General features: G+C 39.0%; 29 protein-coding genes. 11 read left to right on the plus strand and 18 right to left on the minus strand.

Going from position 1 to position 26,040, the window contains the following annotated elements; genetic code table 11:
- Positions 1–40 precede the first annotated feature (40 nt).
- The 3 genes from QL984_RS04240 to QL984_RS04250 all read right to left on the minus strand — a co-directional run bounded on the left by QL984_RS04240 (position 41) and on the right by QL984_RS04250 (position 2,554).
- A complete protein-coding gene (locus QL984_RS04240) occupies positions 41–961 on the minus strand; it encodes a hypothetical protein (RefSeq protein ID WP_290172002.1) in 921 nt (306 codons plus the stop codon).
- A gap of 391 nt (positions 962–1,352) precedes the next feature.
- Complete coding sequence (locus QL984_RS04245; protein ID WP_090493259.1) at positions 1,353–1,733, minus strand: hypothetical protein; 381 nt, start codon at positions 1,731–1,733, stop codon at positions 1,353–1,355.
- 296 nt (positions 1,734–2,029) lie between these two features.
- The gene (locus tag QL984_RS04250; RefSeq protein WP_290172003.1) at positions 2,030–2,554 is read right to left on the minus strand and encodes a hypothetical protein; all 525 of its coding nucleotides are present in this window, start codon (positions 2,552–2,554) and stop codon (positions 2,030–2,032) included.
- A 280-nt stretch (positions 2,555–2,834) separates the two neighbouring features.
- Here QL984_RS04250 and QL984_RS04255 point away from each other — a divergent pair, with 280 nt between their 5' ends.
- Positions 2,835–3,494, plus strand: coding sequence for a DsbA family oxidoreductase (locus QL984_RS04255; protein WP_290172005.1), 660 nt, complete (start codon positions 2,835–2,837; stop codon positions 3,492–3,494).
- A gap of 37 nt (positions 3,495–3,531) precedes the next feature.
- Here QL984_RS04255 and QL984_RS04260 read toward each other — a convergent pair whose 3' ends face one another.
- The 5 genes from QL984_RS04260 to QL984_RS04280 form a co-directional block, all read right to left on the minus strand.
- The gene (locus QL984_RS04260; RefSeq protein WP_290172006.1) at positions 3,532–4,341 is read right to left on the minus strand and encodes a transporter substrate-binding domain-containing protein; all 810 of its coding nucleotides are present in this window, start codon (positions 4,339–4,341) and stop codon (positions 3,532–3,534) included.
- Between the two features lie 77 nt (positions 4,342–4,418).
- Positions 4,419–4,697 (minus strand): peptidylprolyl isomerase PpiC, encoded by a 279-nt coding sequence (gene ppiC / locus QL984_RS04265; RefSeq protein WP_008464312.1) that lies wholly within the window; start codon positions 4,695–4,697, stop codon positions 4,419–4,421.
- A gap of 78 nt (positions 4,698–4,775) precedes the next feature.
- Positions 4,776–5,195: a DCC1-like thiol-disulfide oxidoreductase family protein gene (locus QL984_RS04270; protein WP_013463126.1), complete on the minus strand. Its 420-nt coding sequence runs from the start codon at positions 5,193–5,195 to the stop codon at positions 4,776–4,778.
- Positions 5,196–5,218: 23 nt separating this feature from the next.
- Entirely contained in the window at positions 5,219–5,743 is a 525-nt protein-coding gene (locus QL984_RS04275) for a response regulator (RefSeq protein ID WP_013463125.1), read from the minus strand.
- On the minus strand, positions 5,740–6,978 hold the full coding sequence (locus tag QL984_RS04280) for an ATP-binding protein (protein ID WP_290172007.1): 1,239 nt from the start codon (positions 6,976–6,978) through the stop codon (positions 5,740–5,742). The genes QL984_RS04275 and QL984_RS04280 overlap by 4 nt, the downstream gene beginning before the upstream one ends.
- 379 nt (positions 6,979–7,357) lie before the next feature.
- On the opposite strand from QL984_RS04280, the gene QL984_RS04285 reads away from it, so the two are divergent.
- Both QL984_RS04285 and QL984_RS04290 read left to right on the plus strand, forming a co-directional pair.
- The gene (locus QL984_RS04285) at positions 7,358–8,437 is read left to right on the plus strand and encodes a ketoacyl-ACP synthase III (protein ID WP_013463122.1); all 1,080 of its coding nucleotides are present in this window, start codon (positions 7,358–7,360) and stop codon (positions 8,435–8,437) included.
- A gap of 80 nt (positions 8,438–8,517) precedes the next feature.
- The gene (locus QL984_RS04290) at positions 8,518–8,904 is read left to right on the plus strand and encodes a VOC family protein (protein WP_008464296.1); all 387 of its coding nucleotides are present in this window, start codon (positions 8,518–8,520) and stop codon (positions 8,902–8,904) included.
- Positions 8,905–8,943: 39 nt separating this feature from the next.
- Here QL984_RS04290 and QL984_RS04295 read toward each other — a convergent pair whose 3' ends face one another.
- Together QL984_RS04295 and QL984_RS04300 are read right to left on the minus strand one after the other, a co-directional pair.
- On the minus strand, positions 8,944–10,305 hold the full coding sequence (locus QL984_RS04295) for a leucyl aminopeptidase family protein (protein ID WP_013463121.1): 1,362 nt from the start codon (positions 10,303–10,305) through the stop codon (positions 8,944–8,946).
- Between the two features lie 83 nt (positions 10,306–10,388).
- Positions 10,389–10,811 (minus strand): hypothetical protein, encoded by a 423-nt coding sequence (locus QL984_RS04300; protein ID WP_016899164.1) that lies wholly within the window; start codon positions 10,809–10,811, stop codon positions 10,389–10,391.
- 104 nt (positions 10,812–10,915) lie between these two features.
- Between QL984_RS04300 and QL984_RS04305 the strand changes: the two genes are divergently transcribed.
- The 3 genes from QL984_RS04305 to QL984_RS04315 all read left to right on the plus strand — a co-directional run bounded on the left by QL984_RS04305 (position 10,916) and on the right by QL984_RS04315 (position 15,564).
- Positions 10,916–11,074, plus strand: a complete 159-nt coding sequence (locus QL984_RS04305; protein ID WP_076921669.1) for an oxidoreductase-like domain-containing protein — start codon at positions 10,916–10,918, stop codon at positions 11,072–11,074.
- Between the two features lie 332 nt (positions 11,075–11,406).
- On the plus strand, positions 11,407–13,977 hold the full coding sequence (locus tag QL984_RS04310) for a TonB-dependent receptor (RefSeq protein ID WP_290172008.1): 2,571 nt from the start codon (positions 11,407–11,409) through the stop codon (positions 13,975–13,977).
- Between the two features lie 144 nt (positions 13,978–14,121).
- On the plus strand, positions 14,122–15,564 hold the full coding sequence (locus QL984_RS04315) for a tetratricopeptide repeat-containing sulfotransferase family protein (RefSeq protein WP_290172009.1): 1,443 nt from the start codon (positions 14,122–14,124) through the stop codon (positions 15,562–15,564).
- Here QL984_RS04315 and QL984_RS04320 read toward each other — a convergent pair.
- The gene (locus QL984_RS04320; protein WP_290172010.1) at positions 15,533–16,441 is read right to left on the minus strand and encodes an alpha/beta fold hydrolase; all 909 of its coding nucleotides are present in this window, start codon (positions 16,439–16,441) and stop codon (positions 15,533–15,535) included. The two genes, QL984_RS04315 and QL984_RS04320, sit on opposite strands and share 32 nt — an antisense overlap.
- A gap of 129 nt (positions 16,442–16,570) precedes the next feature.
- Between QL984_RS04320 and rlmF the strand changes: the two genes are divergently transcribed.
- Both rlmF and ltaE read left to right on the plus strand, forming a co-directional pair.
- Entirely contained in the window at positions 16,571–17,503 is a 933-nt protein-coding gene (rlmF, locus tag QL984_RS04325) for a 23S rRNA (adenine(1618)-N(6))-methyltransferase RlmF (RefSeq protein WP_290172011.1), read from the plus strand.
- 18 nt (positions 17,504–17,521) lie between these two features.
- On the plus strand, positions 17,522–18,526 hold the full coding sequence (gene ltaE, locus QL984_RS04330; protein ID WP_290172012.1) for a low-specificity L-threonine aldolase: 1,005 nt from the start codon (positions 17,522–17,524) through the stop codon (positions 18,524–18,526).
- Here ltaE and QL984_RS04335 read toward each other — a convergent pair.
- From QL984_RS04335 to QL984_RS04350, 4 genes are all read right to left on the minus strand, one after another.
- Positions 18,509–19,093: a thymidine kinase gene (locus QL984_RS04335; protein WP_016899171.1), complete on the minus strand. Its 585-nt coding sequence runs from the start codon at positions 19,091–19,093 to the stop codon at positions 18,509–18,511. The two genes, ltaE and QL984_RS04335, sit on opposite strands and share 18 nt — an antisense overlap.
- 80 nt (positions 19,094–19,173) lie before the next feature.
- Positions 19,174–19,641 carry a methylated-DNA--[protein]-cysteine S-methyltransferase gene (locus QL984_RS04340; protein ID WP_016899172.1) on the minus strand — a complete coding sequence of 156 codons (468 nt, stop codon included), beginning with the start codon at positions 19,639–19,641 and terminating at the stop codon, positions 19,174–19,176.
- Entirely contained in the window at positions 19,638–20,990 is a 1,353-nt protein-coding gene (locus QL984_RS04345) for an AlkA N-terminal domain-containing protein (RefSeq protein WP_024602405.1), read from the minus strand. Before QL984_RS04345 ends, QL984_RS04340 begins: the two co-directional genes overlap by 4 nt.
- A 70-nt stretch (positions 20,991–21,060) precedes the next feature.
- A complete protein-coding gene (locus QL984_RS04350; RefSeq protein WP_016899173.1) occupies positions 21,061–21,549 on the minus strand; it encodes a GNAT family N-acetyltransferase in 489 nt (162 codons plus the stop codon).
- Positions 21,550–21,815: 266 nt separating this feature from the next.
- Between QL984_RS04350 and QL984_RS04355 the strand changes: the two genes are divergently transcribed.
- Positions 21,816–22,670 (plus strand): cation diffusion facilitator family transporter, encoded by an 855-nt coding sequence (locus QL984_RS04355; RefSeq protein WP_013463109.1) that lies wholly within the window; start codon positions 21,816–21,818, stop codon positions 22,668–22,670.
- A 135-nt stretch (positions 22,671–22,805) separates the two neighbouring features.
- On the opposite strand, the gene QL984_RS04360 is transcribed toward QL984_RS04355, so the two are convergent.
- Positions 22,806–22,967, minus strand: a complete 162-nt coding sequence (locus tag QL984_RS04360; protein ID WP_013463108.1) for a hypothetical protein — start codon at positions 22,965–22,967, stop codon at positions 22,806–22,808.
- Positions 22,968–23,348: 381 nt separating this feature from the next.
- On the opposite strand from QL984_RS04360, the gene bfr (QL984_RS04365) reads away from it, so the two are divergent.
- Together bfr (QL984_RS04365) and bfr (QL984_RS04370) are read left to right on the plus strand one after the other, a co-directional pair.
- The gene (gene bfr / locus QL984_RS04365) at positions 23,349–23,822 is read left to right on the plus strand and encodes a bacterioferritin (RefSeq protein WP_013463107.1); all 474 of its coding nucleotides are present in this window, start codon (positions 23,349–23,351) and stop codon (positions 23,820–23,822) included.
- 11 nt (positions 23,823–23,833) lie between these two features.
- Positions 23,834–24,298 carry a bacterioferritin gene (bfr, locus tag QL984_RS04370; protein WP_036955020.1) on the plus strand — a complete coding sequence of 155 codons (465 nt, stop codon included), beginning with the start codon at positions 23,834–23,836 and terminating at the stop codon, positions 24,296–24,298.
- 106 nt (positions 24,299–24,404) lie between these two features.
- On the opposite strand, the gene QL984_RS04375 is transcribed toward bfr (QL984_RS04370), so the two are convergent.
- Positions 24,405–24,599: a (2Fe-2S)-binding protein gene (locus QL984_RS04375; RefSeq protein ID WP_036955022.1), complete on the minus strand. Its 195-nt coding sequence runs from the start codon at positions 24,597–24,599 to the stop codon at positions 24,405–24,407.
- A gap of 653 nt (positions 24,600–25,252) precedes the next feature.
- The gene (locus QL984_RS04380) at positions 25,253–26,020 is read right to left on the minus strand and encodes a DUF1883 domain-containing protein (protein WP_290172013.1); all 768 of its coding nucleotides are present in this window, start codon (positions 26,018–26,020) and stop codon (positions 25,253–25,255) included.
- Positions 26,021–26,040 lie beyond the last annotated feature (20 nt).

Here is a 26,040-nt window from a genome sequence, read left to right on the forward strand (position 1 = left end):
CTTTCTTTACACCTATTTATTTGTTCTTATGGTGATCCCATTAACTTTTTGACTTCAACCATGTCTTGATTTTATCTCTCTTCGATTCAAGTTTTATCTCCAAGCTATCGATTTTTTCTTTCGAGATCCCTACAACCTCGTATATTTCTCTAGCTCTTCCATATTCACTTTTATTTATTAAATTATTAGAACAATTATTTAATATTGTTTCGTAAATTATGAGTCTCCCTTGAGATGCAGACTCTACAAATTTTACATATTGCTCAGCGGTCATTGACTCACAAAACTTTATATTTAAGTCTAGAATGAAACTTATATCTATTCTGTCTAGGCCTTTCATTTTTCTCAAAAAAAAGTCAAACCCCTCTACATAATATGAATTTAGGATACTATTTTTTATATCCGTTCCTAATGATTTGTAGAGAAAATTTTTTTTATTCTTTTCAAAAAAACTTCTTGGAGTAGATCTTTCAACAAATGTTTTAAATTCAGTTATTGCTGTAATTTCATTTTCCAATAACTTTGTTAAATAACTTTTCATTTGCCGATTACTGTAAGGTAATAAAAGCTGAAATAAATGAGTATCTATATAAGCAACAGCCCACTCAAAGCAATCTAAGGAGTCAACTCTATCGAACTCTAATATATAACCTTTACTAAGTAATATTGTAATTTTTTTGTAAGCTTGAAGCTGACATAAACCTTGTGCATATGGTGTAGGCGTATTGTAATTTCCTTTAAGTTCATCATAAAGATCCAATACCTTGTTATTAAGCTCATTAGTATAAAGAAAATAATGGGCAATCAACGGTAAATTATCTATATAAAGCTCCGTAGCTTTCACCTTATCTTCTTTCGCTTGGGTTAATAAATCAATATAAATGATATCTTGAGCAGCCCCAAAAGTAGCATTACAATAAACCAACAAATTAATAAAAAGTACAAACTTTATCCTCCGCATCCAACAACCACCTTTTTACTAATTGAGCATGCCGCCGCCGCTCGGTAATACGTAAATGAAGCACTTACTATGGATGGCGCAAATCCATTTGATAGATACCAACCTGTTCCTTGTAACTTCATAGTTGGAAAATCTATTACAGTCATTTCATTTTTCAGAGTAAATCTAGGTTTTGGGCTAGATATACCAATTGGTGTCCACACTTTCTTAGCTGCTTCATCTAAACAAATTTGCATTGCTGAGCAATTTACTTTTTTCGCAGAATCTTCCCCCCAAAAGCTTATATCTGCTTGCCCACCTGAACTAGGATATCTAGTGTTTATATACCATCAGAATCCTTATCAGCGATTTGGCGACCTAAGTCTTCCATGATTTGTTTTTTAGGGTCTCACTAATAATTTTTTAATTCATTCGCTACAAATTTAATAGCACTTGTTACGGCTCCGTTAACAAATTTACCACCTGTTATTTTTGAGACAGTCCCTCCAGCAAGAGCTTGAAGAAAGACACGGCTCGGCGAATTATTAGTATTTACTTTTCCTTTCATTATACCAGCAGTAACAAACCCATGACCGAAATTACTATCTTGAACATCAGATATGATCCCACCAGCGGCTGCATGAACTGTCATTTGAGTACCTGTATTCTCAATACCATACTCTTTAAAGCTGCCGCCTATTGCGCCAAAAGCAGCCCCAGAAAAAACACCTGACAAAGCGCCTTTTAATGTACCAGATGCAATTGCACCAGCCATAGTAACGGAAGTAGTCATTCCTGCACTAATAACCCAGCTCGTTGCTCATCCGCTGGCAAGACCTGCGGAAAATAGGTTGTGGCAACGGCAATTATAGCCTTCCAATATTTCTTAACAAACTTTCCTAAAACTTTGGAAAATACCCGCTCGCCAGCAGGGTTAGGTCTTGCACCTTGCCTTCTACTATGAAAGTCAAAAAGAGAGACCTGACTCTACTATCTTCTTAACCAATTAAATAATGATTACCGTGAGTGCTTGTGGCTTGGATAAAAATGTGGGGTTCCCTCAGGATCTGATCCTATTTATTCCTTGGTTTAATCATCAGGTAAGGTAAGTAAATCATCAACTATTCCTAACTTACTAAGCAATGAAATGAATCTTGACTTTTTTTTATCTATCACATATTGCGCATCCATAACTACCGAAAAAACAACGTACTCAATCCCTTTTTCAAAATTCAATCTATCTCTTTTTATTAGCGTAGTGTAAGTTTTGACTTCAAGAGGTTTAAATATTACATCTTCCTCAAGTGGCGAAAACTCTACATTTTTAAACGATAATGGGTTGTCAAACGGGTTATTCGTTAAATACACATCTTTTGCTCTATAAAACTTAAAAGCATGCTCAGTAAAATGAGTTTCATCAAAATAATTTGAAATTACTTTAATTTCAAATGCCGTATTATTTCTTAAAACAACACTCGTATTGCAATATACCAAATCGCAAATAGTATATACTACGGCTTCAATAGCTTTAGGTGGTTTTTCAATCGTATTTGAAAAGCATAGCTGTGAATTAACCATTAAACATAATAGAGCTAAAAATCTATATTTTGACATTCTATTTCCTTATGACTGCAAAGTGACCATTCAAGCTTATACATGGATATAAAGCAACCTAGTTCATTAGCTGCAATAAGTGTTTTATAGTGTATGCGTTTAGTTGAAAGGCTTTATAGACAAACTACATTTAATCACTGCTAAGCAAACTAACTGATAATGAAATACCATGACTAACTTTAAATAAATTAGTTAGCAATTTATTTTTTACACTAGTTGATTAATAATCATGCTATCCCAATATCCATTGTTATTAAAAAGCAATCCTTCAAGGATCCCTATGAAAAACTTAAAAATTGATATCGTCTCAGATGTAATGTGCCCGTGGTGTATTATTGGGTATAAAAACTTAGAAACCGCATTGGCAGAATTAAAAGACGAAATGAGTGCGGATATTACATGGCAACCTTTTGAGCTTAATCCAGATATGCCACTTGAAGGACAAGACTTAAACGAGCACTTGCAGCAAAAATACAGTTTAACTGAAGAAGAAAGCGCGCGAAATCGTCAAAACATGGCGGATGCGGGTGAACAAGCTGGGTTTACCTTTAATTTTGACGGTAAACGCATCATGATCAACAGCTTTGATCTACACCGCTTGCTAATGTGGGCGCGTGAAGAAGGCAAACAAACTGAGCTGAAATTGGCGTTTTTTGAAGCACACTTCACCGATTTAAAATATTTAAATCAAGAAGATGCGTTACTGGATGTGGTAAAAAAAGTCGGCCTTAACAAAGACACAGCCAGAGAAATTTTACACTCAGATAAATACGTACAAGCGGTACGCCAAGAGCAAAATAACTTTAAACAAATGGGAATAACCTCAGTACCTACTTTCATTATAAATGATAAGTACGCGCTTACCGGTGGGCAACCGAGTGAATCGTTTATTCAAGCACTTAAGCAAATAAGTGAAGAAGAAGCCAAGCAGGAGCAATAATTTTTCGGGTTAGGCTACATTTTGCGGCCTAACCTTATTAATTTTTTAAGTTAAACACCCGTCTGTTATTTAAATTAAGCCCGTCCTCAACATCACGATAATAGTGCTCATAAAGCGCATTTAACTCGCCGCTATCTGCTAACTTTGTTAAGCCTTGCTCTAATAACTCAATGATTGCTTTGTTATTTTCGTTTGCGTAAAAATAATAGTAATTATCGTATTGCAGCATAATATGAGGCTCAATAACAAAGTTATACTGAGGATGTTTACATATTTCGGCTTTTATAGCAGTTACTGAACGCGGAAAATAATCGCCAAGTCCTTCATCTAACGCTTTTAACATGCTTTCATAACTCAAATCACCATTAACTGTTAAGCCATTGTTCTTTACTACATAATAATCAGACCAACTTTGCTTTTGTAAGGCTATGAACGGCTTTAGTTGTTCAAGGGTTTTTATATCTGAAAATTCGCCCAACCGGCTTTGTTTAACCATGAGCAAGCGCTTTGAATGCAGCCCATTATAAATAGGATAACTTGTGCGGATTAAATGTCTTTGCTCTGCAAGGGAGTTTGGCAAAGTTAACCAAGCTAAATTAACATCATCGTTACGTGTGAGCTCTTCTAAAATTCTTTTAGTATTCATTGGCTCAAGACTATAAGCAATATTGAGCTTTACATTAACCTTTGCAAAGCTCTTTTCTAATAATGTTAAAATATAGTGGTTTTTTGGTATGTCTTGGGTGCTTGGTTTGCCAAGCTTAAGGGCGATCGTTTGCTCAGTGCTACTGGCAAAAAATGACACTGCCATTAAAATTAAACTGCAGCATAAAATAATAAGCTTCATAGTTATTCCAAGTTGCTTTAGCAATGTAACAAACTAAACAAATGATAAGTATAGCGGCAACTTAAAATTGCGTTAGTTTATGTACGATAAAGCACCTTAATCACATGCCAACCAAATTTCGTTTTTACTAAATGCGGTTCTAAAATTGCACCACTAAAGGCCACCTTATCAAACTGTGGAACCATTTGGCCTCGTCTAAACTCACCTAAATCACCGCCTTTTTTACCCGATGGGCATGACGAATACTTTTTAGCTAAAGTTTGAAACTTTGCGCCTTTGCCTAATTGCTTGATGATGTCTTCTGCAATCTCTTTATGTTTTACTAAAATATGCAGTGCGTGCGCCGTATTTGCCATGTAAGTGCCTTTTTAATGCTTAAATTTAAACGCCGCGATTTTAGCACAGCCAATACATTCAGGCATCTATTAAAGCACTTATAAATAGTGGGCTTGGTCTTGCTTTGAAGGGATCCTGCAATAGTGATATTTACCAAATAAGGTATATCGATTTGATGCAATTTTATCATAAAGCCAATTGTTAAAACGATTTGGCAACACACTAAATATACCACTAAGTTTCCACGGATAGCCTAGCTGTTTAATCACCTCAAAAAATGCATGGCTTTGTATAAATGCTTGAGCGTTTTCAATGTAAACCATAGAGGCAAAATCAGTTGTCGAATAGCCAAAGTGCATTAATATTTGTTGTCCTTTTGGCGATTGTACACTGCACAGTTTAAACATGGCCTGAGGATCGTGAGCAATAATAAAATTACACCACGCACTACAAAGCTTGCACTGGGCGTCGAACAGTATAATTTTTTGGCTTTTTATTAGCGCGGCGGTATGAGTCATTAATTGCTTGCTCAAGTGAGGGCTTATTGCTGCACAGGTTTTTTTTGTAGCTTGCGCTGCAAAGTGCGTCTATGCATATTAAGCTGCCTTGCAGTCATTGATACATTACCGTTGTTACTGTGTAATACATGTTGAATATGCTCCCACTCTAAACGCTCGGGTGACATAACCTCTTCAGGAATTTCGGTTACTGTCGATACCGGCTCTACTTTTAGCGCTTTTAATAAGCTTGCCATATCGACAGGCTTAGTTAAATAGTCATTAGCGCCCAAGCGCATCGCCTCTACGGCTGTAGCTATACTTGCAAAGCCGGTAAGCAATACAATATGAGCATGTGTGAGTAAATGGCGCAGCGGTGCAATAAGCGCCAGCCCATTTTCATCTGCTAACTTCATATCTAATAAAATACAATCAGGTTGCTGCTGGCGAGCCCTAAGTAAAGCCTCTGTTTGGTTATGTGCAACCTCACAGTTAAAGCTGTGTTTTGTTAAGCGCCTTGCCAAAGTGGTAGCAAGGTTAATGTCATCTTCAATAATTAGCAGCTTCATAGCGCCGACTCGGTTATTAATAGTGGCATTTGTATCTTGGCCACCGCCCCACCATCGGGGTGATTATAAACAGTTAACGAACCATTTAAACGCTCAAACGTGACATTTGATAGCATAACCGCTATTCCCATGCCTTGCTCGCTGGGCATGAGCTGCCCGCCTAACTCCGCTAACTCTGAGGATAAAAAACCAGCGCCAAAATCCCGAATAATTAACGCAATACTTTGCGCATCTGGCTGTTGCCAACTCAACTCTAATTGCATTTGGCCTTTTTTTTCGTTAGCAAGCGCTGCATTTTGTAATAAGTTTAAAATAGCAGGTAGCAGCATGGCATCACTTTTTAATGTGGCTTTAGGCGCCTCATTAAGCCAGTTTATTTGTTGATTAGGGTATTGTAATAGCAACGTATCATGAATTTGATTTTGCAGCTGCTCTGCTTTTATAGATGTTTGCGTGTTTTTATCTCGTAGCTGCATAGAGAGCTTTCTAAAATCATTAAGCTGAGTGCGGCATTGCAGCAAGGGTGATTGCATTTGCTGAATAATTTCATTGTTGGGATACTCTTCTACAAGCTCTTCAAACAATAATTGTAAATTAGCAATAGGCGTTGCTAATTGATGAGTAATTTGCGCCGCTGCGCCATCGAGAGTAACCAGTTGTTCACTACGCAACTGTTTCTCTCTAACTTTGGCAATAGTGCGCTCACGTTGTTGTAAAGCACGGTTCATTGCACCAATAACCAACGCAATCACGCAGGCACTGATAACAAAATTAACCCACATGCCAATAAAGTGGCCACTCATGTTCATTTGGTGCATGCTATGCTCTGGCATTTTAATCAGTAGCATGCTGTAGGCAGCGATAGCCAGCACAGCAATATAGGCAAGCCCACGAGCGCTCAATGTAATTGCCGCTATCATAATAGGTAACAATAATAACGACACAAATGCGTTAGTTGCACCGCCACTTAAAGACAACAAAATAGTTAAAAAAAGTACGTCAGCGGTCAGTTGCATCAGCATGCCAACAGGCTTTGCTTGGCTAACATTTCTATAAGCAAAGATACTTGCTAACTGAAAAACCGCCTCAAGCGTAATAACGGCTAGCAACGGCATGAGCGCAATTTGATGCTCTAATAAAAAATAAACGCTTAACACCGCAATAAGCTGCACAGCAATGGCGCCACTGCGTAGCATTAATAACCGGCTAATAGCAGGATCGGTTTTAATTAACACAATAAGATTCACCTGACTGAATATACATTGCTTTGTTATCCATTATAAATAATGCTTTTTAAGTAATGATTTCATAATATGCGCCTCATATTAGCTGCTCACTCAGCCGCACTCAAGCATATATGGTCAACAAAGTATTCGTATTCTATTAAGCTTAGAAAGCCTATGAGCTATCGTGTAAAACACGCACAATCATTAAAAGCATTTAATTAACACAATAAAAACAAGCCACTTACCTTTAAACAAAAATGCAGCAAATAGTCCGTAAAATAGCAGTAATTACTAAGCAAACCATGCTATAAACTAGTGTTAACAGCTAATTTTTGATATAACGTCCTCATTAGACGAACACGTCAGACCACTTTTAAGAGAACACACTATGCCTTACGCACATATCACTGGTTGGGGTAAATGCATTCCACCAGCAAGCATCAGCAACGACGAAATAAGTGAAATTGTAGATACAACCGATGAGTGGATCACCACACGCACAGGTATCAAGGCACGAAGAGTTAGCCATGTAAGTACTGCTGAACTTGCTAGTGTGGCTGCAAAACATGCCATTGCTTGTGCTGGCGTAGATGCAAAAGATATCGATTTAGTTATTTTAGCAACGTGCACCCCCTCAACAGTAGTTGCAAACACCGCCTCATTAGTACAAAAAAATATTGGTGCCACAGGCGCTGCAGCCATGGACACCAACGCGGCATGTTCTGGTTTCTTATATGCTTTACAAGCTGCGACAGCTCAAATTCAAGCTGGCATGATCAAAAAAGCTGTCGTTATCGCGGCTGAGCGCATGACGTGGTATGTAAACTGGGCACGACGCGACAGCGCAGTATTATTTGGTGATGGTGCCGGTGCCGTTGTGCTTGAAGCAGCAGAAACACCTGCAGGCTTATTAGGGACTAAAACCGGTTGTGACAGCGAAGATCGTGATATTTTACACATTACTAATTTTGGCAGTGATTTAAATAAATATGAGCCAATTGGTCCATCAGACCTTTTATTTGAAGGCCGTGAAATATTTAAACGTGCCGTTAAAGGCATGAGTGAAGCCTGTGACGACGTGCTTGAACAAGCCAATCTTAAGTTAGACGATATCGATGTACTAGTTCCGCATCAAGCCAATCTACGCATTATTCAAGCTATTCAAAATCGCTTAAAAGTGGATGACGAAAAAGTAATGGTCAATATTGGTGAATATGGCAACACCTCTGCTGCCACCATTGCAATTGCATTGTGTGAAGCCGTTGAGCAAGGCTTAATTAAACCGCATGCAAACATTATGTCGGCGGCATTTGGGGCTGGCCTTACTTGGGCGGCAAGCTATATAAAATGGGGCGAGCGAGTAACGCCTATTGCTGTTAGTGATGCTGAGCTTCCACCGTGTGATAAAACGGGTTTAGAGCTTGTTGCACCGGCTGTAAAAGCGTGTAAAGACGCAGAGCCTAGCTAAAAGCTAATATATAAACATGCACATGTATTGATAAACAGCGCACTGCTTTTAGTGCGCTTTTTGCTTTTTAAGGAAAATATATGCAACTACTAGGCATTCATCATGTAGCCATCATTTGTAGCAACTACCCACGCTCTAAACATTTTTATAGTGAAATATTAAAACTCACGATTATTAATGAGCATTATCGTGCACAGCGTCAGTCTTACAAACTCGATTTAGCTTTACCTGATGGTAGTCAGTTAGAATTATTTTCGTTTAATGATGCGCCAAGTAGACCAAGCTACCCCGAAGCACAAGGACTTAGACATTTAGCATTTAAAGTTGGGTGTATTAATACTGCTAAACATTATTTAGAGTCACACAATGTCATCGTCGAAAATATTAGAGAAGATGAAATAACCGGCAAAAAATTCACCTTTTTTGCCGATCCAGATGGCTTACCCCTTGAGTTATATGCACTTTAACATCAAATAACTCAAGGTAAACCTTAATCCAAGTTCAGGTTAGTTAAATCGATTTTGTAGGTAAGTAAATACTGCACGAATACCCAGTGCTTCACCACCAGCTGGACGCCCGGGTAATGCACGTAAATTCCATGCCATTACGTCAAAGTGAACCCATGGTGTATTTGGCTCTATAAACTCTTTCAAATAAAGCGCAGCGGTTATTGCGCCACCAAATGGCGTACTTGCACAGTTAGCCATATCAGCCACATCGCTTTTCAAAAATGGTTTGTATTGTTCGAATAACGGCAATTGCCAAACAGGGTCGTTAACTTGCATTCCCGAGTCCATAATGGCATTTGCTACAGCGCGATCCGTTGAGAAAAACCCCGGTAACTCCGTACCTAACGCAATACGGCACGCACCAGTTAGTGTAGCAAAATCAATGATTAATTCAGGATCATCGTTTTGTGCTTCGCTTAGTGCATCACACAGCACTAGTCGCCCTTCTGCATCGGTATTGTCTATTTCGACCATAATACCTTTACGGGTTTTTACTACATCGCCAGGGCGAAATGCATTACGCGAAACAGCATTTTCAACCGCAGGCACTAAAACACGAAGGCGTATTGGTAAGTTAGCGGCCATAATTAGCTGAGCCAGGGCAATAACATGCGCGGCCCCACCCATGTCTTTTTTCATGTTGCGCATGCCTGAACTAGGTTTTAAATCCAGTCCACCGGAATCAAAACACACGCCTTTACCGACTAACGTAATTTGTGGCGCATCGACTGCCCCCCATTTCAAGTCAAGTAATCGTGGTTTATTTTCACTCGCGCGCCCTACCATGTGAATAGTTGGGTAATTTTGCTCTAATAACTCATCACCTATCCACTGCGAAAATTCACCGTCGAATGTATCTGCTAGGTCACTCATTACCTGCGATAAATGCTGCGGCATCATATCAGCAGCTGGGGTATTAACTAAATCGCGTGCTAAATTAATGGCGTCCGCTTGTTGTTTTACTTGTTCATATAATGTTTTATCAGCAATGCCAAGCTGAGCTTTTGCTGTGGCTTTTTGCTTGTACTCACTAAACTCATAACCACCTAACACAAAGCCTAAAGCAAGTTGAGCAACTAAAGACTCATCACCTTGAATTTGATAACAACCCGCAGGTAATTTACTGGCAAGCTCGCCAGCAGCCCAAAAATCATCAGTGCTTTGCATTACACAAAATACCTGACTTAGTTCACCCGTTTCTGGGTTTGGTACTAGTGCGAGTCCTGATTTTTCAAAATCTGTGTTTGCTAGCCAGCGCTGTACAAAACTCGGTTGCTGCGTAAGCCAATCGGTTAGTTCGTTTTTAACGATAAAAGATAGAGGAATTCCTGAAGAGGTATGACGAAGTAAAGCACTCATTAAATGACTCACATAATAGAAAATGATGCCTTAGCATAACAATAAGCACTATTAAAAGGTATAGCTAATTATGTTCTGCTAGCTTACTTCTTCTTTGAGGGCGTTGAGTCTTGCTCTTGGTTTTGTTGAGCAATTTCTTTATCAATTTCTTTAATCGGCTTATTCATACTAAAAGAACTCGGTAATACATCAACACCTACTAACTGCCCTAGTTTAACAACCAGTGGAATAGTTAATGGTGCAAACGGTAATAACGCAAAAACGCCTAGCCCTAGTCCTTTTAATATATCAACAAACTGCTCGTTGGCGCGTTTTAGTTCTGCTTTATTTGTTTGCCCTTGGGTATAACGCCTATAAATTATTAGCATTTCTTTGGTTTCTTGCCTTTCTTGGGCAAGCGCAATTTTAAGCGCGACCATAGCACGACGAAAGCGTAGTTGTTGCCGCTTTTTACTTATTTTAGCAACCCGCCAGGGTGCACGATGGATAACTTTATATAATCGCATAGCCTGTATTCTCACACAGCGCTTTCAGTTCACAAAGAATAATTTACACGCTTTATTCAATCATTTATTCTTAAAGTTCATTTTCCTCAGTTTTAATTAAAAACATGCAAAAAAACATACCCAACACTAAACCCGAAAGGCCAAAATCTGATGAGTGCTGCGGCGGCGGTAGTTGCTGTCCATGTGTATGGGATGAGTACAAAGAAAAACTTGCACAGTGGAAAAAACATCATGGTGAAAATATCAATAGCAAGTCAGTTTAATTCAATAATAGAAAGTAGCTAAAATAGCTTATTTAATTAATAACTATGTATCAATGCCTGCTTTTACCCCTTTTCCCTGCCCTACTTATGATTAACTCTGCGTTATTTTTAGATAAATCATTTGTTTCAACTTGTTAAATAGTGGTTAATTGCCCATTGCCCTCTTTAGTTTTTTTATCTATAGTCTATTTCGAGGACTCACAGGAGGTGCGCTTAGTTTATTAAGCTTTTAGGAGTGAGTTAGCAATATCTGCTCCCCATTGAATGTGAACCGTCCACAATAAAGTCATTAAATAGACTATACAAATCAATTCTAACTGGGGATATTTAGAATGAAATTAAAAAGCAATGCGCTTCAACAGGCCATCAAATTTGCTCTAGCAACAACAGCCGCAGGCTTATTTGTTTCTGGTTCAGCAATTGCTCAAGAAGAGCAAACCGAAGTTAAAGTTAACAAAAATGTAGAAAAAATTGCCGTAGTAGGTACGCGCTCTGCGCCTCGTTCTATTGGTGACTCTCCTGTACCTATCGATATTATTGGTGGTGAAGAGCTAAGTAAATCAGGTAACACTGATATGCTAGAGCTATTAAAAGGGGCTATTCCTTCTTTAAACGTACACTCAATGCCAATCAGTGATGCTGCTTCATTAGTGCGCCCTGCAAACTTACGCGGACTACCTTCAGATAGCACACTAATTTTACTTAACGGTAAACGTCGTCACCGTGCTTCAGTTATCGCCTTTTTAGGTGGTGGTATTAACGATGGTGCGCAAGGTGCTGATATTTCAGTAATTCCAAGTATTGCACTGAAACAAGTAGAAGTACTTCGTGATGGTGCCGCTGCACAATATGGTTCTGATGCGATTGCTGGGGTTTTAAACTTCCAACTTAAAGATGCCTCTGAAGGCGGATCTTTCGAAGTTCGCAAAGGCGAATATTATGAGGGCGACGGTGATACAACTCAAATTTCAGGTAATGTGGGCTTACCATTTACCGATAGCGGTTTTGCTAATTTAAGCTTTCAGTACAAAACAGCCGACGCAACCAGCCGCTCAGTACAAAGAGCTGATGCTACCGCACTTGATGCCGCTGGCGTACCAAACATTGCCCCGATCACCCAAGTATGGGGTGCACCTGAGGTCGATGACGACATCTCTATCTTTGGTAATGTTGGTTTAGAACTTACTAACGACTCACAATTTTACATGTTTGGTAACTACTCAGAGCGTGATGTACGCGGTGGTTTTTATTACCGTAACCCACATACTCGCCCTGGTGCATACTCAAATGATGGTGGCGAAACACTGCTTGTTGGTGATTTAACCGGTGATATGAGCGGTAACTGTCCAACAATCATGATCGATGACAACGTTCTTGATAACCCTGACTACATTAATGGTGTAGCAAATAAACCTGATTGTTTCGCATTTAACGAAATGCTTCCGGGCGGTTTTACACCAAACTTTGGTGGTAATATTACAGATACGTCACTTACTATCGGTACTAAAGGTGAGTTTACTGGCGGCTTTTTAGAAGGCGCTTATTATGATCTAAGTGGTACGGTAGGGTATAACGAATCTCGCTACTTTATATACGACACAATCAATGCTTCACTGGGTCCAGATAGCCCGCGTGATTTTAGCCCAGGTAAATATGAACAATTAGAGAAAAACTTTAATTTTGATATTTCAAAAGGGTTTGACTTTGATTTAGCTTACGATGTAAACATTGCCGGTGGTTTAGAATGGCATGAAGAAACCTTTACCGTAGTGGCAGGTGATGAGGCTTCGTTTATTGCAGGTCCATTAACTGATCAAGGTTTTGGTATAGGTTCTAACGGTTTCCCTGGATTTAAACCATCAGATGCAGGCGAATATGACCGTCGTAACTATGCAGCTTACATTGATATTGAAGCGCCATTTACTGAAGAGTTCTTAATGGGCTTAGCGCTTCGCTACGAAGATTACGATACCTTTGGTTCAACCACTAACTATAAGTTAATGGGTCAATACCACTTGACTGAAGATCTAAATATTCGTGGCTCTATCAGCACCGGTTTCCGTGCGCCTACCGTTGGCCAAGCGAATGTTAGTAACGTACAAACTAACTTAAGCAGTGGTGTACTAGTAGATTCGGCTTTGTTACCACCTACAAACCCAATTGCTATTCAACTAGGTGGTACTGAACTTGAGCCTGAAGAATCACAAAGCTACACCTTTGGTGCGGTGTATACTATTGGCGATTTATTCTTAACGGTTGATTACTACAACATCCAAGTAGATGACCGTATTAGCCAATCAGATAAAATTGAACTTAGCCAAGCAGATAAAGACACGCTTGAAGCTGCGGGCGTACCTAACGTACAAAACCTTGCGCAAGTTAGTTTCTTTACTAATGACTTTGACACCACTACACAAGGTGTTGATTTAGTTGCTAACTACTCAGCTGAATTGTTCAGTGGTAGCTCTACATTTAGCTTAGCGTACAACTGGAATGAAACAGAAGTAACCCGCTCAAGTGATATAACTGGTGCATTTAAAGTAAGCCGTCTTGAAAATGACTTACCTAATCACCGTGCAACACTGAGCTGGGCACAACAATGGGAAAGCTTTTCAGCATTTTCTCGCCTTAACTACTTTGGCGAATACCAAGGCGTTCATGTAGATTATGATGAAACAGCTAAAATGGCTGACGCAGCTGTGACGTTAGATGTTGAAGTCACTTACTTCATGAATGACTCAATTAGCTTCTCATTGGGTGCACAAAACTTACTGGATCAAGAAGCAGAAAAACTTGATTTCACAGTGGCACCAAATAACAACTGGGGTGGTAAGTACTACGAAACATCTCCATACGGAATTAATGGTGGCTTTTACTACGCTAAAGCAACCTATACTTTCTAACATGTGTTAATAATAATCAAAGGCGAAATGTGTAATGCATTTCGCCTTTTTATTGCCCTTTATAAACCCATTTAAAATGACTTTTACACTCGCATTTTTTGTGGCTTTGGGGTTATAGTAAATAAAAAGAATATTAGTTGTATTATGCTAGTAAAAAAAGCGGACCAGTTATTATCACAAAACAAGCTTAGAGAAGCTGAGTTTCATTACAAAATGCTATTACAAGCAGAGCCTGATAATGGTGACGCCCTGTTTGGCTTAGGTAAAGTAGCACTGCGTTTAGAACAATTTGATGCCGCTGTTTATATACTACAACGAGCGTGTCAGCATCTCCCTTATGCATTAGAACCTTTGTATGCACTAAGTGATGCATTTAATGCGGTCAACTCTCCTGAAGATGCGCAAAAAGTACTCGAATACGCAACAAGTATTGCCGCAGACAACCCAGACACTCATTATTATTTAGCCCAGCACTATTTAACCTTTGGCGAGCTTGATAAAGCGCATGCCACGTTTGAGGAAGCATTAAAGCTTGGAATAGCACCAGTTACGGCTTATGTTTTATTTGAATTGGTACAATTAGGGCGCTTTAATAAAGCAAATAATTACATCGATCAGTTACATCACTTTTTAACGCAAACAAATAACCTACGCTTAAAAATGGTCTGCTACTATGCTTTAGCTAAAAGTTACGACAAGTTAGACGATACTGATCAAGCATTTAACTATTTTGTGATTGCCAATCATCAGCAACACAAACTCAGTGAATTTAATACTGAAGATTTAATTGAGTTTTATGATCAACTTATTGAATATAACAATGAAAGTGTGCTCAATTTAGCAAACCTAAATAAGCAGTATCCTGTTACGCCCGTGTTTATTATTGGTATGCCACGAAGCGGCTCAACCTTACTGGAGCAAATGTTAGCAGGACACAGTCAATGGGCAACGCTTGGAGAAGACACCAGTATTAGTAATAAGGTAGTCGCTTTTTTAGAACATAAAACAGGGTTACGCTACCCTCAATGCTTAACTAAGCTAACAACGCCTTTAATTAACCAAGCCAGAGCTGTATATTTAGATACCTTAAGTTCTTCTGGGAGCAATTGCGCATTTGTGATCAATAAACTGCCTAGCAATTACCAAAACTTAGGGTTAATTTATATTCTATTCCCAGACGCTAAGTTTATTAACCTGACCCGCAACTTTAACGCAACCGCATTTTCAGTGTTTACTAATTACTTTGCTGAAAACGAACCCTATTTTTGTGATTTGAATGAATTTACTTTGTACCATCAGCTTTATGAAAAACTGATGAGCCATTGGCAGCAATTTAACCGCTTAGCTATTTATAATTTAAGTTATGAGCAGTTAATTGAAAACCCTAAAGATCAATTAACCGCACTATTGAGTTTTACTGGCTGTGAATTTGAACAGACTTGTTTAGACTTTTACAAAAATAAAAGCGCCGTTACAACGCTCAGTAAACATGCCATCAGGCAGCCTGTAAATAACAAAAGCCTTGATAAATGGCAGCGTTATGAAGCCCCTTTACTTAGTTTGCTTTCGCCGCCTCAAACCAATTAAGTACATCTATAAATTGTTCTTGGCGTGCCTGTGGGTGAGTAAGCATATTAATATGGTCGTAATCTACTTTGTGCCCAAAGCGGCGGCCATATATTTGCATTTTTTGCACCCCAGTACCTGACTCATCAATAAACTTTTGAATATCGATAGGCTGTGCCAATGCTTTATCTTTTACTGCCGCAATATGTAACGTCGGAGGAAGCGTGAGATTTGCTAATGTTTTAGCGTAATCAAAGCCGTCATCACTGTCTATCCATGGCTTTTGCTTAGCCCACTGCATACTTTGATAATGGGACTTTTGAGTTTCATCATCACTGCCCCACTTTAAGCGTTTTGCTGGTAAATAACCGTGTTTTTTCGCTAATATTGGCGCCATAAAATACCAAATTAAATTGGCCTGAAATAACTTTTTAGGGTGGTTATTAAATAGCGAACGCTTTGAACCAAAATAGGCACACGCTTTTATATCGTTAATCAGCTCAGGGAAGCGAGCAAACACGCTATTAAGCAACACCCCACCCCAAGAATGAGCAACTAAAAAGTCAGGTTTTTTACTCTCTAACTGTTCAATTTTCTCAATAAATGCCGGAATATCTTCAACAATCGCCTCAGTTTGTCCATACCGTGCTTGCTTACAAATAGCAGGTTTACTTTCACCACGCCCGCGTAAATCAGCGACATAACAACAATACCCGTGTTCAGCTAAAAAAGGCGCTAACCCTTTATTGCTATGAGTGTAAAATATTTTGCCATTTTCTACCGCACCATGAATTAATAACACCACAGGGCCGCTCGGCTGTTGATTGGCGATACGGCGCAAATGCAGTGTTTGATGGTCACCTAATTTAATAAAAACAGACTCTTGAGTAACTGCCAAAGCGAATTCCTTATAATTGCTAACAACTCATCCTACCAGTAATACCTGGTAAGCCAAAGGGAAAATTATGCACTTTTTCTGTCTGTATTTGTTACTATTGGCTTTTATTCCTGTTGTTAAAAAAGCCTCATGAAAGCAAAATCAACTCGTTCTAAATTACATCCGCGCAATAAACATAAAAATGGTTACGATTTTAATTTGCTTACCTCGCAAACCCCTTCGTTAACTGCTTTTTTAATTACGACTCCAGCAGGCAATCAAAGTATTGATTTTAGTAATAACTTAGCTGTAAAAACCTTGAATCAGGCGCTATTAAAAAGTCATTACAATATTAACTTTTGGGACATTCCTGAGCACAACTTATGCCCACCTATTCCAGGTAGAGTTGACTATATTCATTACTTAGCTGACTTACTCAGCGAAGATAATCAGCAAGTTATTCCCACTGGCCGACAAATTAAAGTGCTTGATATAGGCACTGGCGCTAACTTAGTTTACCCGCTAACGGGCAATAGCGAATACCAATGGCACTTTACTGGCAGCGACATCGATTTAGCAGCAATAAAAATAGCCAAGCAGCTCGCTCAGTTTAATGATTTAAAAATAACCCTTAAACAACAAAAAAATCCCGAGCATATTTATAAAGGGGTGGTTAATGCGAAAGATTTATATCACCTAACGATGTGCAACCCGCCATTTCATGCCAGCGCAGAAGAAGCCAATAAAGGCAGTGAGCGTAAATGGAAAAACTTAGGTAAAGCCCCCAGTAACGCCCTCAACTTTGGTGGCCAAAGTAATGAGTTATGGTGTGAAGGCGGCGAGCTGACCTTTATTTCTAACATGATCAAAGAAAGCGCTCAGTTCAGTGAGCAAGTGATCTGGTTCACCTCGTTGGTTTCTAAAAAAGAGACCCTTGCTGCTTTACAAACACAGCTAAAACAGCTCCCTATTTGCGACTATAAAATCGTTGAAATGGCACAAGGGCAAAAAGTCAGTCGCTTTATTGCGTGGAGTTATTTTGATAAAACGACCCGTGAACAAATTTGTGAAGAATTCATATAACAACCATAAGGACTACTCATGATAGATTTTCGCTCAGACACAGTGACCAAGCCTTGCAATAAAATGCGAGATATTATGTATCATGCCCCGGTTGGCGATGATGTATACGGCGATGATGAAAGCGTTAACCAATTGGAAGCCTATGCTAGATTGCGCTTTAATGTGCAAGATGCACTTTTTTGTAGCTCAGGCACGCAAACAAACTTATTGGCATTAATGGCGCATTGTGAGCGAGGTGATGAGTATATTTGTGGGCAAAGTGCTCATAACTACAAGTTTGAAGGCGGTGGCGCTGCCGTTTTAGGCTCTATTCAACCACAACCTATTGAAAATGAAGCCGATGGTAGCCTATGTTTTACTAAAATTGCTGCTGCAATAAAACCCGATGATAGCCACTTTGCGAAAACGCGATTACTGAGCCTTGAAAACACCATAGGTGGCAAAGTACTGGGTATTGATTATTTAATTAAAGCACGTGAATTTGTTGATCAACATAACTTAGCACTGCATTTAGATGGCGCGCGAGCATTTAATGCCGCAGCCGAGCTTAACCTTGATATTAAAGAAATCACCAAACATTTTGATTCAGTCTCTATTTGTTTATCGAAAGGGTTAGGTGCACCTGTTGGTTCATTATTATTAGGTTCTGAGCAGTTAATCGCTAAAGCAAGACGCTGGCGAAAAGTGCTTGGCGGCGGTATGCGCCAAGCCGGTATATTAGCTGCTGCGGGGCAATATGCGTTAGAAAATAACACGCAACGTTTAGTCGATGATCACGCTAATGCGCGTTATTTAGCACAGCAGTTATGTGAAATTTCAGGCTTTGAAGTAAATATGAGTAATACCACAAATATGGTTTACGCTACGTTTGATAACAGCATAAACATCACAAAGCTAGCAGCCGATTTAAAAGCACATGACATTGTGTTTAGCCCAAGTAAGCAACTTAGGCTAGTAACCCATTTAGGTATTACTAAAGCGGATATAGATACCTTTATTAAAGCCTTAACGGCCCATATTTAACGCCGCTTTGTAATGCTTGCGGCACACCGATTCATAACGGTCGTTGCCGCCAATTTCAACTTGATTACCATCGGCAATAGCCTCGCCATTTTCATCGGTACGTAATACGTGATTTGCTTTGCGCCCACAATGACACACCGTTTTAAGCTCAATTAGCTTATCAGCCCAAGCAAGTAAATACTGTGACCCTATAAACAGCTCCCCTCTAAAGTCGTTGCGCAATCCGTAACACAATACGGGTATTCCTAACTCATCAACCACATCGGTTAACTGCATAACTTGGTCTTTTGATAAAAACTGACATTCATCTACCAGCACACAATGGCGTTTTTTATCTGCATTAAGAGCTTGAATAAGCGCAAAAACATCTATATCTGCATCATAAATATGCGCATCTGCTTGCAAGCCAATACGTGAGGATACTTTACCTACTCCGGCTCTATCATCGATAGCCGCCGTGAGGATCACCGGCTCCATACCACGTTCTTTATAATTGAATGCAGATTGTAGTAAGGTAGTTGATTTACCTGCATTCATTGCAGAGTAGTAAAAGTATAATTGCGCCATTGTCGTGCCTTCAAATAAAAAGTGCGCTTATGCTACCTTAAAGTGCTCAGAATACAAATTTGGATACGTTATTTAGCTATTTATTTTGCTTCATGCTCTAGTAACCATTGCTTGCGCTCTAAACCACCTGCATAACCAGTTAGTTTTTTATTTGCACCAATAATACGATGACACGGCACAATAATACTGATTGGGTTTTTACCATTTGCAGCCCCTACCGCTCTCACAGCTTTAGGGTTGTTTAACTGCTCGGCAATATCTTTATAAGTCGCCACTTTTCCATAGAGTACGCTACACAATGCCTGCCATACGCTTTGCTGAAATGGCGTGCCGCCAGTATCAAGCTCTAAATCAAACTCAGTACGCGTATGAGCAAAGTACTCATTAAGCTGCGCCACACAAGATAAAACATGCGAATTATTTATCTCGTTTAAAGGCGTACTGATATAACTGGCCGGTGGATAAAACCCCACATAACTAATACCTTTTTCAGTTGCCTGAATAATAATGTCATCAATCGGGCTGGGTAAACTGGTTTGCACTATCATAATTGCTGCCAAAGTTGAAAAGTTAAGTAAGATCGAAATGGTGCACAGTTCGCAGATTCAAAAGAGCTTGCTGCCGCTTGTGCCTTTTTAACGCCTAAATCGCCATCGAGTAAAATATCGGGCTGGCTTTGGCCGCGTAACTTTGCATAATTAACCGTCCATGGGCCAATCCCTTTTAAACTAAGCCATTGGTCTAAATCATCACAATCGGGATTCACGGCACAAAATTCAGCGAGGTTATGCAGTGCATTTTTACGCGCCTGTGGCATTTTAAAGAATGCAAAATCACTGTGTGCTAACACTTCAGGCTCAGGAAAATAGACCTGTTGGTGTTGCTTTTCACCAAGCTGTGTTACTAAATTAGTCACTAGGTTGTGCGCCGCCGCTACACTGACTTGTTGCCCAAGTATAGCCCTAACTCCCGCCTCAAAACTTGACCAAATACCCGGTAACCTTAAGCCTTTAGTAAGTGGAAATGCATTATTAATGTGTTCGCTTAAATGCGCCTCAATTAAATAAGTATCTGCATCTAAATCAAGTACACGGCGAATGTTGTTAATAACTGGCTGTAAATATTGCGTATTATCTATATCAATTTGCACCCGAAAATGATGTTTATCTGCAACAAACTCAGCATCAAAACGCCCTCTACACGATTTATAAGTAAAAGTACGCCCATAACTGGTTGGCGTTAACCACTCTATTGGCTGAATTAATCGTTTTGCTAAAAACCCATGCAATGCCTGCCAGTTATACGGCGGACGAAAAGGCAAAATTAAGGTGAGCCCAATATCAGCTGGGTGCTTGGCGGTTCTGAGCGCTGAGGGCGCAATATTAAGTTGTTTTAAAAAAGCATCATTAAAACGCCTAACACTTTTAAAGCCTGAGGCAAACGCTATCTCGGTAAGCGGTAAGCTAGTTTCTTGAATCAATTTTTTTGCAAAATGACATTGGTTAAACAATCGATATTGCGTGATAGAAATGCCAAAATATTGAGAAAATAATCGCCTTAAATAACGGCTGCTTATTCCTAAACGCGTGGCGAGCTTTTCGCAGTCGTGCTGATTATCCTGATCAATTAATTGCTTGGCTCGTAGAGCCGTTGTTTTTGTTCCCTGCCAAGCCGCACTTCCTGGTGCACTATCGGGCCGACAACGAATACAAGGCCTGAAACCAGCCTGCGCGGCAGAGTGTGCAAACTGATAGTAGACTACATTTTTTTCGTGAGCTGTGGGCGCAGGGCAAATTGGCCTGCAATAAATACCGGTACTTTTAACGGCTACATAAAAAAGCCCATCGAAACGCGCATCACGACTTTGACGTGCTTTTTGCCAGTGCTGATCACCCATAAAATGCTCTTGTAAATTAGGTAGCGCTTAGCTTAGCAAAAACTAAGCGTATTACTGGCCATATTCGGCACTAATCTTTATTTGCAAAATCAATTAATGCCTGACCCGTTAAACGATATATAATCCATTCATTTTGTGGCTCAGCGCCCATACTATTATAAAAATCAATCGCGGGTTTATTCCAATCAAGTACCACCCATTCAAAGCGGCCACAGTCTTTATTGATTGCTCTGTTTGCTAGTTCTTTCATAATGGCTTTACCAGCCCCATTTCCGCGGCTATCAGGGCTCACGTATAAATCTTCTAGGTAAAGACCATTTTTACCTAACCAAGTCGAGTAATTGTAAAAATACACGGCAAAACCAATTGGCTCATCATCTTGTAAACATATTAAACTGTGCGCCGTTGCGCCTTCACAAAACAGGGTGTTTAAAATGGCTTGCTCATCGGTTTTAACTGCATCAGGTTCTTTTTCGTAAATAGCAAGCTCATTGATAAAGTGTAGAATTGTTTTTGCATCACTTGGCTTTGCATCGCGAATTTCTATTGCTGTGTTCATTGTTATTGACCCTTAAAAAACTACTTTTATGCCTGGTAAGCATCTAATTTAATATAAAAAGTGCTTAACTAATTATGATAATTTAAGCCATTAATACATTTATTTATACCCTAGCATATCGTTTTATATTCAATAAGTAACGTTCATGAGCTTATTTCAATTTATTCATTAGGGCATTAAAAAAACAAATTAAAACAACGCTTTTATATATGGCAAAAAGTTGTCATTATGAGTACACAGTAAAGCAATGAGGAAGTTTAACTAAAATGGGTCATGGTCATTCACACAGTCACGTTGATGATAACCAAAGTGATAAACAGCTCACTCTTGCCGTATTTATAAATGTTTTACTGACTGCAGTGCAAGTTGTTGGCGGCGTATTTTCCGGCAGTCTTTCATTAATTGCCGATGCATTACATAACCTAAGTGATGCGGCCTCAATTTTTATTGCCCTCGTTGCTCGAAAAATTGGCAATAAGCAAGCTGATACAACCCACCATTTTGGCTACAAACGTGCAGAAATTCTAGCAACTCTTTTTAATAGCACCACGTTAATAGTCATCGGTGGTTATTTAATTTTTGAGGCCATAAGTAGTTATTTAAACCCTCAACCTATCAATGGCTGGATCATTGTGTGGGTTGCTGCAGTAGCGCTATTCATTGATTTAGTCACTGCATTATTAACCTTTAAAGCCGGCGCTAAAAACAACATGAATATAAAGGCGGCGTTTATTCATAATGTGTCTGATGCCATGGCCTCTATTGTGGTTATTATTGCCGGTACTTTAATTATTTTATACCAGTGGTATGTAGTTGATTTAATAGCGACGATATTGATATCACTGTATGTTATTTATCACGGCGTATTATTACTTAAAGCCAGCTGCAGCATTTTAATGCAGGCAGCCCCCATTGGTTTTGACCAGCAACTTATCAGTAAAAAGTTACTGCAACAGTTTGCCATTACTCAAATAAAATCAATAAAAGCATGGCAACTCGACGATAACACCACACACTGTGAAATTGTGATGCAAACAGATACCCTTATTGAGCTTAACGCCATTAAACATTATTTACATGATGAATTTGCAATTGAGCACTGTGTAATCGAGTGTTACTAATCACTGTTTTCAATAACCAAAATGATTACATTAAAGCTCTAAGTAGGTTTACTTATATTAGATAGACTTCTCAGCGGTTTTTATTTAAACCGCTACAAAAATACGATAGATAAGTATTATCACAAATTAATTAAATTAAAGAGTACTGATAGTTGCTGCTGCAAGAGGCAGCATTAAGTTTTCAGCTTTATCTGCTTTTTTCACGGATATTTGTGTAAACAATAAATGTCCACTTCCCTGCTCCTTAGCCTTTCTTACTTCATTAATTACAGAGCCGTGAGCTGGGTGCAAAGACATCACCCCGCTACAATAGCAATAATTAGATTACGAGAGTGGCTACAAAATAAATTGAGTGAAAAAACTCAGTTGTGTAAATATTTCAGTTTTACTGTATTCATCCCAGAATTCGAAGTAATAAAGCGTAAAAGAACAACCTCAACACTTAGAATAGCTGCAATACTTTACTTAATAACCTTAGTAAGTATGCCTTTTTATGTTATAAAAAATGTAACTTGCTGATCTAAAATACAAATAACAACTTGTCCATTTGTCAGCCAGCAATGCAAACTTAAACAAGAATCAAACTCAATATTAACCATATGATTTATAAGTAAATTACTTGCAATTCTGTGCCTATATACTAGACTAGCCACAATTAGAATTTTTAGGATAAGCGCTATGAAAGGTAATCAAAAAGTAATCGACGCCTTCAATACATTGTTAGCTAACGAATTAGCTGCTATTGACCAGTATTTTATTCATTCTCGTATGTACGATGATTGGGGCTTAAACAAACTTTATGAGCGTCTTAACCATGAAATGGAAGAAGAAAAAGACCACGCTGACTGGCTAATCAAGCGTATTCTTTTTTTAGAAGGCGTACCAAACATGACCAAACGTCGTGATCTGTTAATTGGTGACGATGTAAAAAGCATGATGCAAAACGACTTAACCTTAGAACTTGAAGTGGTTGAGTGTGTTAAAGAAGTTATTGCCATCTGTGAACAACAGCAAGATTATCAATCACGTGAAATTCTAGAAAAGCTATTATTTGATACCGAAGAAGATCACGTCTACTGGTTAGAGCAACAATTGGGTCTGATTGACAAAATTGGCACTCAAAACTATCACCAAGCTCAAATGGGCGAATAAGGACTTATATTATGAAAGGCGATAAAGACGTTATTGCAGCACTAAATAAAGTACTTGCTAATGAGCTTGTGGGTATTAACCAATACTTTTTACATGCACGTATGTTTAAAGATTTTGGTTTTAGTAAACTAGACAAAGCTGATTACAAAGTATCGATACAAAAAATGAAAAACGCCGACCGTTTAATTGAGCGTATTTTATTTTTAGAAGGCTTACCTAATCTTCAAGATTTAGGACGTTTACGTATAGGCGAAAACAGCGAAGAAATGATTGCCGCTAACATGAGCTTTGAGCTTGATACCGTAGACGAACTGCGTACTGCCATTAAACTAGCTGAAAGTAAAAAAGATTACATTAGCCGTGAAGCGCTCGATAACATTTTAAATGAGCAAGAAGAGCAAATTGATTGGCTCGAAACACAGCAACTGCTGATCAAAAACACTGGGCTTGAAAACTACTTACAATCACAACTGTAAGTTAAAGTTATAAACATAAAAAAAGCAGCTAAGGCTGCTTTTTTTATGTTTAATTTTTAAGTGTTAAACCAATTCGTTTAGATAGGGACTATTATATAGACTACTATTAGGCCACTTGATCGGTTATATCTGCTATTTGAATCAGTTTACGATTGAGGATCTTTTTAGTACAGCCACAACACTTACCGCATTGGCTGCCCACTTTAAGCTCTTTAGTTAGCTCGCGCATGGTAGTAGCACCATCGTCGATGGTTTGCTCAATTTTTTTATCGGTCACACCGTGACAAAGACAAACATACATGAATACAAACAACTCTCAATTTCATTTAGTGGGTTTATATTAATCTAAACGAAAATAGTTATCAATTGGTTTTTTATAAAATTTGAATTTTTTGCATTTTTTTTGGTCAGCGCCACTTAAATTGAGAATTCGCGGCAGGTTGAGAATTGTTTGAATTTCATTCGAAGTGTGGCACTTAAATTGAGATTTATTAACTAAAGCCTCACCTTGAATTTAAATAGGTTTAGATTTAGGTAAATAGTTGAATGATTGAAATGAATTACATTAAGTCTGAAGAAACCTTAATGTATAAATATAGAATTAGTGCGTGGGCTATTTCCGGTTTGTGCCATGAGCGGTCATTCATGATTAACTCGTTTCTGTTTCTGCCCCAAAGTAAGTTAGCGGGTACCGTCTAGCAAACTATGGGAAGTCCAATTGGGTGTTTGCGAACGACTCGCCATAGCATGTGGTATCACCAGTAAAGGCCCTTGTAGAAGCTCAAAAACAAAGGGAATTAACATTGCGCTAGGCAATTACTACTTAGCGTCACAAGGTTTGGTGTCATTGAAAGATATTTGGATCAATATTCATTACGGGAGATGAACCGCCCATTGCGGGCCCGCATGATGGGTGGTGTGAGGGCTGGGGGTTAGAGATCTCCGGCTACCCGATTATACCTTTGATTTTATTAGCTCAGCAATTTCTAAAGCAATCTCTTCAATTGTATGAGTGGCTGTACTGCGAGCGACTTTGTCTGCAATTGAGGGACTAAAATCTACTACTTGCTGTTTTGTAATGTTGTGCCAAATGGGGAGAAGAACTTGTTCACCCGAAACAGTTCTCGTAACGATTCCATCAAGCTCATAGTTCGTCCAGCCTTTCTTTATAAACGAAGGTGATAGAACAACCAGCCCTACTTTACTATTGGCAAGTCCTTTGTCTATTTTTTGTCTCAGGCTATCACCAATTCTAAGCGTCATTTCGTCGTACCAAACATTCAGCCCTTGAGCTATAAGCGCATCTGCTAGAGGACGAACAAAATCATCTTTATCTTCGGACGCGTGTGAAATGAAAACGTCATAAGTATCTCCGCCAGATTCTGTCGAAGGTGGGATATTGTCACGAACTAAGCTTGGAACTTCCGCCAGTGGACGATCTTGAATTGCGGGAAGTGCACCCGGCAGTATTCGTACAGATGCTTTAGCACTCCCCCTCAACCCTTGCATATCAACAGCAACATGCCAGTGACCAGAATTAGGAATCTGAAGTCTTAAAGGCGATTTCTTTGCCAAGCCACCGATATAGCGGTGTCGCCTTCCGCTCTTATAATTATTGAAGTCAGAACTGTTCATTAGACGAACATTAGCGCCTCTGGTTAAAGTAACCTCAACAATCTCGCCCGCCTTCCTTTGACCTAAATCATTATGAATGAATTGCAAACCTGCTTACTCCTGATAGG

Origin of the sequence: Pseudoalteromonas sp. APC 3495 (assembly GCF_030407645.1) — a bacterium.
GTDB lineage: Bacteria > Pseudomonadota > Gammaproteobacteria > Enterobacterales > Alteromonadaceae > Pseudoalteromonas > Pseudoalteromonas tetraodonis.